We start from the raw sequence: 11403 nt of genomic DNA on the forward strand, positions 1-11403 counted from the left end.
CTAGCCGGTACGATCATTACCTTGGAGCAACCCGTCCACTTTCTGAATGCGGAGGGCAGCGACATCATCCTCGAAGCCGGACAGTATGAACTGGCCTCAGCCGATGCATGGCTACGCGTAACCCCGAGCGACGGACAAGCCGTCGATGCGCTTCTTTTGGAAGCCGTGACCGCACCACATGAGGAAGCGGTCACGGAACCATCGGCCCTTTCGGTCCAAGGAGAACAGGCGGATCGCCATCATTTAGTCTTGTTGTTGCCGGACGGCAAACAACTGGAAGCCGTCGGCACGTATTCCGGCATCCGTCCACGAGGAGGGTTACGGACTCTTTCTCCCGCCCGCCGAACGCTCGCACTGAACCAGGCCTCATCTTCCACAAGCCCGAAAGTTTCGTCGAGTACGCCGACCATAAACCAAGGACAACTGAGCATCCAACCGGGGCCGAGACTGGGAGGCGGCATCAATGTTCCTCAGCCTCCTCTCCAGACAACCGGGAAACCCGTGCCGAATCCCCCGATTCTCGTTAGTCCGACAGAAAATTTCGAAATTACCGGTTCCGCCTCCCCACAAAAATATTTCACCTGGCATCCCCCAACGTCAGGTCCAGGCATCTCGTCCTATCGATTTAAAATGGAGGAGGCCGATAATCCCTCAGGCTATGTCTTGGGTCCGACGCCGGTTCCGGCGACATCGGGGACCACCATTGCCACATCCCAAATCATTTCGTATCAGTATCGGGGCAAGCGGATACGATGGAGCGTTCAAGCCTGCACCTCGGATGGCCAATGCAGTGCTCCGGCTTCCCGGATTCTGGTGTGGTCCACAGGACTTCGCCCCCCGCAATTACGTTTTCCTGAATCCGGAGCCACGGTCACCACCTTACAACCCCGCCTTGAATGGTCGGAGGTTCGCGAGGCGACGTATTATTTGGTGTGCGTCTCTAAGCCGGGAGTCCAATGCCCATCACGCGAGACCGCGCCTGGCAGCAATCCCCATTCCGTCGTCATCAAAAGGATTGGTCCGTCGAACACGGTGGCTGCGCCGGACCTCACCCAGTTTTTCGGAGAACAGATGAATTGGACAGTGTCCGCCTGCACCACCGATGGGAACTGCGCCATCCAACCTCAAGTCCGGCCTATCACGATCGCTCAAGCACCAACCCTACGCAACGGTGGCATCACGTTACGTCCTAGCCGGGCATTCGAATGGGTCTCCAACTCCAACGCACCGCAATTCAAACTGTGTGTCTTTACGCAGGGAACCGCCTGTGCGGCTTCCGGAAATCTATTGGAACAAGACGTAAGCCGGAACAATGGTAAGTTACAGACCGATATTCCCATCCTGAATCAGCTACGATCAATGGCGGGAAAGGGGGTACGGTGGCAAGTCGCGGCCTGTACCCCCAGGAAATGTCTTTGGTCCACCCCCGCGACCGTATACATCCCGGAATCCGTGTGGCGGGTCATATTCAGCGTCCGGTATATCGACCTCTTTCATGATTGTGATGAGGCCAGCCCAGGCGACTTAAAGTTTTCATTCCGGGCAAGCATCAGTCCAGAGAATGGCTACTACGAACGCACGTCCGTGAGTAATTTCGACTTCGGCAATTATAACAATTTCGAATCGGGAACCCAGATTTACGTTGGAAGGCCATTCGCCACCCTTCCCGAGGCCATCCCAGGCGATGAGATCTCGGTGTGGGGCGTAGCCTATGATTGCGATCGAGCATCCTGTGGTGAAGAAGTGGTCGAGCTACTGACCACCGGGAGCGACGACAAACTTGGAGACATCCCACGTAGGAACTGGAAAAGTCATCGGACCGACTCAGCGAGTCCGCTGGGCTGGCTGGAGAGCGATAACTTGCTCGAAATCCAAAGCCGCAACACCAGTTGCTATGCCCTGATCCAAGGATTACGAGGAACCGATCAAGGACGCTTTGACCATACGTTTTCCGTCTTCTACGAAGTGCAAAAGACAAAAATCTGGTAGAGCCATGTGGAAAATCGGGAATGCATAATCACCCACAAGGGGGACTTGGGACAATGAACATACTGTTAATTCTTCTATTCATGGGCCTGCTCACTAGCGTAAGTGTAGCGGAACAAGTTCCCATACAAGACCCTGTTGTCGTTCAATTTACTCAGCCCGTATTCTTTGTGAGTCCCGACGGAACACCCTATCTCGTCATGCCCGATACTTATACGGTGGAGCCGGCGCATCCCTGGCTGCGACTCATTCCAGCAGAACGGAAAGACGCCATTCTCGTTGAAGCGGCCACAATCAACCATGAGGAATCTCTACAAACTCAGACAGCGGTGATCGTCGAATCTGAAACGGGGAAGATACATCTCTTGCTGCTGTTCCCTGATGGAAAAGCGCTGGAGGCGAGAGGATCTTCCAGCGGAATTCAATCGCGAGCAACCTTGCGGGCAACGCTGTCACAAAGACAAATTCAGCAGGCTTTGACGGCAAAACGTCCCTCCAGCCCTAAGCTCTCTTTTTCCCCCGTTCCCTCAACACCCAAGCCCACGGTCACGCCCCAACTTCCGGGCAATCCTCAAGTCCAGGTTCAGGGAAGCCCGCCGGTTCCCGTACTGGATCAACCGGCACCGAATGCTTCTCTCGCCAATCCCGCGTTGTCATTTCGATGGCATCCGCCCTCCACGAATCCTGCCCAAACCCGGTACGAATTATGTGTGGCTGAAGCTGGCACGGTGTGCGGAGCCGCTCAGACGTCTATCGTATTCAAGACAGTGGAAGCTGCAGCGCAGGCGGGAACCGCTCAATATGAATTGGGAATCGAACCGCCTGCTGGGTCAGCCCAAAACACAACCGGCACCCCGATCACCATCAACCGGTATGATGTCACACTACCGATTCGGTTCCAGGGAAAACGTCTCCACTGGTTAATCAGAGCCTGTGCTCCCAATCCGAATAAACTCGTTCTAGGAGGGGGAATAGCGGAAAGCTGTTCACAGTCGAGCCAAAGAACACTTCAATGGCCACTGCCCCCACCCAAACTTGAGGAACCAGGGATGAACAGTGTCCTGGAGACACTTCGTCCGACATTCCATTGGGGATATGATGCCCTCCAAGGAGTTGACTATTTTTTATTGTGTCTCTCCAAACCAGGCATCGCATGCCCTAAACAAGCCACGACAACGGACACTACCCTAGTGGTTCAAGTGCCTGTCAATATAAGCCAATCGCCAAGATCATACAGCCCATCGAGCGACTGGACATTCTTGAGAAACGGACCCTTTCATTGGACCGTCGCAGCCTGTAACCGCACGTTTGGCTGTCTCTACCAACAGGCTGTGCGCCAAATCTCCCTGGCAAAGCCAGCCGCTCCCATCCTGATCAGCCCGGCTCCAACCGTCGCACTGGGGCTCACGAATTATTATTCCAACGGTAATCCACGATCGGAACATCCTGTATCATTCGCGTGGCAATCCGTTCCCAAGGCCAGTCTGTATAGCATTTGTCTCGCACCAATGGGCCAACCCTGTGGTCCACCTCCCGGTCCCGCGCCTGAGAGTTCGGGAATGATGTTCCGCTCCGGGACAACTCCAGGCACCAATCTCACCCTCCAACTTCCCAACGATTTGTGGTGGGATCACGAACAAGGGACTCGATTCCAATGGACCGTATCGGCCTGTAACAGCGTTGGAGTCTGCACGGCCTCCTCACCCCGCCCGGTTCAATTCAAAGTTTCGATCCATAGCTTTGCCAATCTCTATCCCACGTTTCAATCCAGCCAGTGCACGAATTGTCACGGCATGGCCAATCACAATGCCAAATATCAGCAACATGTCAGTGCAGGCCGATTTCCAGCCGGAACCAATCCCACGACCGGAACGATTTGCGCCAATTGTCACACGGCGGAACGAGGCTTTGCCGACGGGTGGAGAGCCCCCTCGGCAAGCTTGGACTTCACCGGCAAAACGTTCGGTGAGACCTGTTCCATGATTCGACACGGAGCCACTTACACACAAAAGGGGATGAAACAGCATCTTCTGACAGACGAGCTGGTAACCTGGGCGGTCAGGCATTTACCGGGGAATCCGGTTGTCAATCTCGCATTGTGGGTCCAACGAGTTACCAATTGGCTCTCCAAGGCCAATGATTACGAATACCCGTCGGGACGTCCGGAACCGTACACGGTGCGCTGCGGTTCACTGCCAATCGGGGAATAAACAGACAGAGAATCAGAGGAGAAAACCCAGGTACGACAACAAAAATCTCAATACACCTTGATTTAGGGAGGGCGAAATCATGCAAATTCCCAAATGTAAAATTCTGTTAATGATAGCCGGAACATTAATGGGTTGGTGGCTGGCAGGCCTCGCCCCAGCCTTGGCCGACACCACCGTGACCTTGGAGCAACCCATTCACTTTTTGAATGCCGAAGGCAGTGACATCGTCCTCGATGCCGGACAGTATGAACTCGCGTCAACCGATACCTGGCTGCGCGTGACTCCGAGCGAAGGGCAAGCGGTCGATGCGCTGCTCTTGGAAGCCCAAGCAGCCACCCATGATGAGTCGCTCACCGAACCACTGGCGGTTTCCGCGCAAGGCGAATCGCCAGATGTGCACCACCTGGCCCTGTTGCTGCCGGGCGGGAAACGATTGGAGGCCATTGGAACCTACAGCGGCCTCCGATCAAGAGGCACGTTTTCGTTGCTAACGATTCAGCGATTAAGAACCTTGAGTTCAACCTCACAAAGCACGACACCGACTGAATATTCTACTCCCCTATTTGGTGGGTCGGGAGGCACCCGGAGCTATAACCTGGATTGCGGTACCCAATCCGTCCTTGTGGGAGTGGTTTACAAGTCTGGGATGTGGCTTGATGCCATTGGGAGTATTTGTCAGCAAATCAATCCCCAAACCGGCGCCTTAGGAAATGAGTTTACCAGAGGGCCAGTTGGGGGAAGTGGGGGAATTGCCAAGATAGCCCGATGTAACAACGGCCAGGTTGTTCAGGGGTTCAAGGCCCGTTCGGGCCAGTTCGTCCATGGTGGGAGCCTACTCTGCAGTCCATGGGACCAGGCAGCCAAGGCACCCCAATACTCGGAATGTTTCGCCGGCTGCCCTTTAGGGAGGTTCAAAAGCTTCGGAGCCGGTGGTACTCAATCTGACATATTTTTCTGCCCAAGCGGAAAGGCCGGGAAGGCTTTTCGCGGAAAATATGGGTGGTATATCGACAGCCTCCGCTTTGTGTGTGATTTATGGGATAAATAACATGGGGCGCGGCAACATCAGAAGCCAATTTCGATAGGGCCGGGGTCGAGGCGGACAGGGCACTCTGTCCGCCCCGCCCGCTCTTTCCTAGGCCACCACAAAATACAGCATCTATTGCAACAAGCATAAAGGAGACCGTTCATGAGAATGCCTTTTACATTAGCCATTGGGATCTTGTGCCTGAGCATGGGAAGCCCCGGCTCAACAGGAGCTGCCCCCAATCCCGATCTAGAAGCGCTGGCTCAAGGTTCTGTGGTGCAGTTCAGCGGGACGGAGCGGATCTCCCAGCCGTTTGTGTTCGACTTGGATATCACCGCCCCTCACCCTGCCCTCGATTTTGACAATATCGTCGGGCGGCCCTTTCAGATTGCCGTAGCTCGAGGCCGGGCGGTGGCCGGGATGGTAGAACGGGTAGAACAGAGGGGAGTGTCCGGTCGACAAGGCCAGTATCGCATCCGCCTCGTGCCGGCCCCCAATTGCCCGGTCGTCTTGGGAAGCATGTGGAACGGAAAAGACCTGTCTCCCACTCAGCAGCCACCGAATAAATTCCTGTCACTGTTCCAAAGCCGTTCGACAACCGGTACGTTAAATGAAATTCTCTTCGACGCCACGCAGGACAAGGAACGGTTGATCATGCGGTCCGGCAATCAGTATCTCTCCCTGAGCCCGCAAGGCATCACCGCCTCCACAGCTATCACCGTTCCCACAACGACAGTTCCCAAGCTTCAATCTTTGCCTCGATTGAATTTTCAGAACAGGCCAAATAGGTATAAACCAAATGCGTCAGGCTCCCTCCCCCTCTAATATAACGCTCCCCATACCTGCCATTATGAGAAGGGAGACGTAGTCTTTAAAGGAGGTTAATGCCATGAGACGATTTCTTATCATCTCCATGTGGTTCCTCATCGGTAGTTTGATGGCTATAGATTCTCATCTCGAAGCCGGGAGTGACCTTCATCTTCCGCAGGTGACGCTAAACCAGTCGACCTCATTTCTCGGCTCGGATGGGGACACTATCGAAGTGCCATCTGGAACGTACACAGTGGAACAGGCTGATAACTGGATTCGACTCCAACAAGACGAGCGTCGTGATGCCATCATCCTGCAGGCGAGCCCCCTAACACATATAGAGCCTGTCACCCATTCACAAGCCATACTGAAACAACACGGATTCAACGAATTTCAGCTCATGCTACTACTCCCAGATGGAACCGGCCTCACTGTCACGGGACAGAGCCAGTTAACATCACGAGGGATTTCGGCGCTGGCCCGTTCACCGACTTCTCCAAAAATCGCTGGGGGAAAAAGTACCCTTCCTCAGGGCCTTGGATCGGCATCAGCCGGCATTCCCCAAGTGACCCAAGCTCGGCCAACCGTGGACGTTCCCACATCCACCGCCTCGCCACTCTTTGAAGCGACTTACTTGCCCTCGTTTAAAGGGACGCGCATGCTGGAAGGTCGCGTCTCACGCCTCCCCGTCAGCGCCTTTCACCAGCAAATCATTACTAGTACGACCGGGCTCGAACTGCGGACCCGATGCCTGGGTGAGAACGACACGGGTATGATCGTCGACATGTCCGCCAATCCCATGACCGATACCTTGGAGCCGATCCCCAGAGGACTGTCGCACACCCTACCTCCGACGAGACTGACCACTCTCTACAATGACGATCATCCCTCGGCAGAAGGGAACCATCTGGGAAGTTATATTTGTGCAACCTGCCAATCTCCTGCGCCACCTACCTCGATTCGAGCCACAGTGTACGTTTTCAGTCAACGTCGGGCTACGGCCTATTGTACGTTGGAAAAGAAAGAACCCACCGGCTGGCAACCGCTGACCAACCCTCCGTTTCAACATTTTGGCGGGACCCTGGTGGATGTCGGCCCGCTCCAACCACATGACTACCTGGAAGTTCAAACCCAAGACTTCACCGGATGGCCGGACTATCAAGCCAAGGATTATGATACCCGCATGCTTCTCTTCCAACCGACCAGTCCGGCAAACGGATTACTCTATAACGAAAATGCCCGTTCGGATCGTGATCCCAAAATCGTCATTCCCAATAGCGCCTGGAGCCATGGATCCAATTACGTGTTACTTGGAAAATCTCAGCCACACACTCAATCCAACAAAGGGGTCGAGGTGAACATTGACCTCGTACGTGGACCGTTGAACCATGGCCAATCTTCTCATACATTTGGCACCTCCCATCTTCTCTCACCAGGTCGGTACTATGTGTGGCTGTATGCGAAAACCACTTCGCCGGTCGGGACTCCAACCCCGAAGCCCCATTCGTCCGCCGACATGAACAGGGCTCTTGAGAATGGATTTACCTGCCCACCGATCATTACCCCCAAGTCGTCCACAAAAAATCCTCAGTTGAGGGGAACGCTCAACTCCAGGGCATTCGACTTTCGGATTATCGCCAAGCAAAACGGCGCTTGGACAGAACGAAAACGCCGGACAATCCTGAAAGGCCAAATGGGTGCGAAGGCGGGAGATCTGAATCTTTTCCTCATGGACCTCGATGTGCCCATTCCCACCGAGATCGCCGTTGAAGTTCAACATCCAACTCAAGATGTGGAATTTTTCCCACAATGGCGGGTTATGCGGAATCCGGATGCCAGTGATTTCACGGTGGCATCTTTTAATACCCTCTACGACTCCGGTTCACCTCATGCAAGGAAAACCCGTAATGCGGCCAACCTCCTAGCTTCCCGTGGCATGATTCAACCTGGCACCAGGGCCATTCTTGAGCCCACTGACCAGGCACCCTGGCAATGGGATGCTGATCTCATTGGTCTGCAAGAACTCAGAGACGGAGATGACGATGGATTTGCGGAATACTTTTACGCGGATGTTTTTGCCCGAGAAGCGATGCAGATGGGCTCTCGATCCTGGAATGTCATTCGAGGGCAGGACGAAGACTTCCCGAATGCGGTGGCCACCGATGGGCGGGGTCCGGTGTTTATCACCGAGCACCTTTGGAGGAGTGGGAATGCCAACAACATTTTCCTTCCGAATTCACTTCTGAAGAAAGCCCGTTGCAAGACCTATGACCGAACCAATGAATATGAATGTGCCTTGGAGGATGGAGCCAGCGATTTTGTCAAGACGTTTGGCATCCCGGGTCAAATCAGTATCCCACGTTATCGGTCAGTGACCGCATCCGGACAGCAAGAAGCTGATCGGCCGATCATGGTAGTCAATCTTCATTTGGCTGACGGATCCTCCGGTTGGTTGAAGAGACGCAACCAACTCAATAATCTCATGACCAAACTCCGCACCTTTCTCAAGGAAAACCCCTCGGCCTTTAACAGTGAGGGGAAAAACCACCCACACCATTACCAAAATCGAATCCTCTTACTCGGCGATTTCAATTGGTCTGCGCATCATTGCGGCGAGCACTATTGGTTCTTGCACACCCTTCGGGAAGCGTTCGGCTATGCGGTGGACGTATCGATGGCTGCCAATGACAATGACATGCATGATCGCATGGGCGCCATCGGCTCCAATGGTATTCCACAGAACTGGGAAAGTGCCAAAAGTTGGAAAAAGGACCCGTCCCGCCATACCAAGTTTCCCTGGTGGATGACTACCCACCGAGGGAAAGCAGGGAACCTGTATGACCGGAATGAACGGTACGATGCCATGATGTTAGTCGGAGCCGGATGGGCCTATGACGATCCGGTCCGAGAGTATGAAGTTCTGTGGGATCGAAACGGCAATAATCCATTGAATGGTGACTCAAAGGGTGGTGTGGAAATGGCCGACACGGGGAACCTCGTCACCCAAAATGGGTACCGCCCTCAATATGCGTTGAAATGCCGAAAACCAAGTTGCGAGGAGGAAGATCGGACGAACTCAACGAAACCAGGCGACCCGGCCTTAGATTCTGATCATTTACCCATTCGAGCACGACTTCGGGTTTTTATCCGATAAGGTCGCGATACCTTGCAGCTTGCTCATGGCGGAACTCAGATCAGAGGTGAGCGATGAAGTGGATCTGACGTTCACACACAGCGCCCCTCGTCATCGGAGATCCAAAACCAGAGTCCCACGTGACGAAAGCTGCAACCGTCGCCTGGGTTGAAAACTCCGGTTCTCCCGGCTAGGCCTTAATCTCGATCACGACAGGTTAGGAGGGAATATGCGAGCATATTGGACAGTTATTCTTTTGAGCTTGATGATCCATGCAAGCATGGGCACGGTCTATTCAGCATCCGCTCCACCGAAAATTTCTGTGGAAACGCCTATATACTTCTCTGCCGCCGACGGGAGTGAAATGCTTCTCACGCCTCACGTCTATTCGGTGCAAAGTCGAGATCCATTCCTAGAAGTGCGACCCGTCGGGGCAGACAGAAAAGAGACGATATTACTCAACGCGACCATCGGCACCCACCAGGAGTCTGTTGGGTCAACTACTGCCTTCCTCACAACAGGAGATGAAGAGAATTCGTATCATCTTGTTCTGTTGAAGCCGGAGGGAACCGCTTACGAGGCTATCGGCACGACGACAAGTCTCCGCTCCAGGGGAACCACGACACGCCTCACCCCAATCCGTGTACAGTCTCTCCTGCAAAATCTGAAGAGCCAGACTGTACCGCTCAACAGACCGCCCCTTTTCCCCATCCCGACTATCCCGCCATCAGAGGTACAGACCACGAACCCGTGCGTTCGGGATGTTCGCGAGGATTTCCTCAAAATACGGACGCATGGCGATAAACTCGGGTTCCGTCATACTCAATCACCCGGAGCCTATACTGGAAGTGGCAGTTCTCATTATCAGGGCATTCAACGATTGGGCAATTATCTGGCCATATCCGGCAGTGCAGCCCATGCCGGTGAAATTATGGTCGTCGAAATGCAGTCCAGAGCAAAGACCGGCCGGTTTCGTTCCAATCGGCTCTCCTCAAATACGCCCCCCAACAATGACCGGGTTATCAAAGTCATTGAAGCCAGTCGCACCCTGACTCACGCTGGTGGATTTCAGATCATGGGAGAGGTGCTGGCCGTCGGGGTAGAAGGAGGCAATCAATCCGAAGTGGTGTTCTATAACATCAAAGATCCGACCAATCCACAAGAGCTGTACCGGATTTCGCGTTCGGGAACCATCGGAGGGTTTAGCGAGAAACCCAGTGCCGGAGCAACAGCCCTGGTACAACGCCCGGATGGTCGCTTTCTCCTACTAGTCGGACGGTCGGATTCCAACGTTCTGGATTTCTACCTCTCCCGAAATGCCAATATCCTGACCAACACATTTGTCCACGTCGATTCCTGGCACGAGCATGAACTGCAAGGCATGGATCGGGAATTTGGAAACTATCAGAACATCAACTTCGTCCGGCAATGTGACGGCCAGGTCTTTGTTGTTGGACTTCATAAAAACGTGAACCTAGGAGGCATCCTCAGCGGAGGAGAGGATTGGGCCGATTTGTTTAAACTGGAACTGCTTCAAATCGGACAAATCGGAAATCCCGGTATCCTCCGTCATCATACGGTCGTTACGAAAATCGCGAACCGGCATCTGTACTGCCATGACATCTGTGACTTCGATGCAGGCGCTGGCGTGTATGTCGATTCACAGGGAGAATTGTTCATCTATGGAGTGGAACATTGGCGGCACAAGGGCATTGTCCGGTTCAATGAATTCAGGCCGGTTCCCTCATCCGTCTCACCTCCCCTGCTCGACCTCAATCAGACCTGGATCGAACTCTATGACGACCGTGCCTTCGGCGATCGCAGTATCATGATCGATTTCCGTGACCATTCATTGAGAAATTTTTCTGACTATGATCAAGTTGAAGGATTCGAGGACAAAACCTCCTCCGCCAAGTGGGTCATTCCCTCGGGTTGGCAATACTTGCTGTTTGAGGACAAATCATTCAAGGGACGCTTGCTCAGACTGTCCGGGACCGGCGGTCTAGGAGCCATTTCCGACTTCAGCCCCAGAGATTGGAACGATACAGTCTCATCCTCAAAATTTTCTCCCGTCACGATCACACAACTCGGCCAAGCCTGGGTCGAACTTTTCGATGATCATACGTTTAAAGACCGGCGTCTGAGGATAAACGGAGGTTCGGCTGGAATTTCTAATTACCAAAATATCACTGTGGAAGGACAACGAGGATTTGGGGACAACGTCTCTTCAGCCCGAT

The 11403-nt window shown here is 53.7% G+C and carries 6 protein-coding genes; all 6 read left to right on the forward strand.

The window, feature by feature from the left end; translation table 11 throughout:
- Nucleotides 1–1989, forward strand: a 1989-nt coding sequence (locus H6750_21195) for a hypothetical protein (GenBank protein ID MCB9776830.1), incomplete at its 5' end; no start/stop codon positions are given.
- A 53-nt stretch (nucleotides 1990–2042) separates the two neighbouring features.
- The gene (locus H6750_21200) at nucleotides 2043–4196 is read left to right on the forward strand and encodes a hypothetical protein (protein MCB9776831.1); all 2154 of its coding nucleotides are present in this window, start codon (nucleotides 2043–2045) and stop codon (nucleotides 4194–4196) included.
- Between the two features lie 79 nt (nucleotides 4197–4275).
- The gene (locus H6750_21205; protein ID MCB9776832.1) at nucleotides 4276–5244 is read left to right on the forward strand and encodes a hypothetical protein; all 969 of its coding nucleotides are present in this window, start codon (nucleotides 4276–4278) and stop codon (nucleotides 5242–5244) included.
- 141 nt (nucleotides 5245–5385) lie between these two features.
- A complete protein-coding gene (locus H6750_21210) occupies nucleotides 5386–6048 on the forward strand; it encodes a hypothetical protein (protein MCB9776833.1) in 663 nt (220 codons plus the stop codon).
- Nucleotides 6049–6112: 64 nt separating this feature from the next.
- Nucleotides 6113–9187, forward strand: a complete 3075-nt coding sequence (locus tag H6750_21215) for a hypothetical protein (protein MCB9776834.1) — start codon at nucleotides 6113–6115, stop codon at nucleotides 9185–9187.
- 208 nt (nucleotides 9188–9395) lie between these two features.
- Nucleotides 9396–11403 (forward strand): hypothetical protein (locus tag H6750_21220; protein MCB9776835.1); only part of this gene is annotated, 2008 nt, incomplete at its 3' end.

The sequence above is a fragment of the Nitrospiraceae bacterium genome (genome assembly GCA_020632595.1).
Classification (GTDB): Bacteria; Nitrospirota; Nitrospiria; order Nitrospirales; family UBA8639; genus Nitrospira_E.

Excerpts from the sequence above, each read along its gene's own strand:
- H6750_21200 (MCB9776831.1), top strand. The coding sequence starts at position 2,043 with ATGAACATACTGTTAATTCTTCTATTCATGGGCCTGCTCACTAGCGTA.
- H6750_21205 (MCB9776832.1), top strand. The coding sequence starts at position 4,276 with ATGCAAATTCCCAAATGTAAAATTCTGTTAATGATAGCCGGAACATTA.
- H6750_21210 (MCB9776833.1), top strand. The coding sequence starts at position 5,386 with ATGAGAATGCCTTTTACATTAGCCATTGGGATCTTGTGCCTGAGCATG.
- H6750_21215 (MCB9776834.1), top strand. The coding sequence starts at position 6,113 with ATGAGACGATTTCTTATCATCTCCATGTGGTTCCTCATCGGTAGTTTG.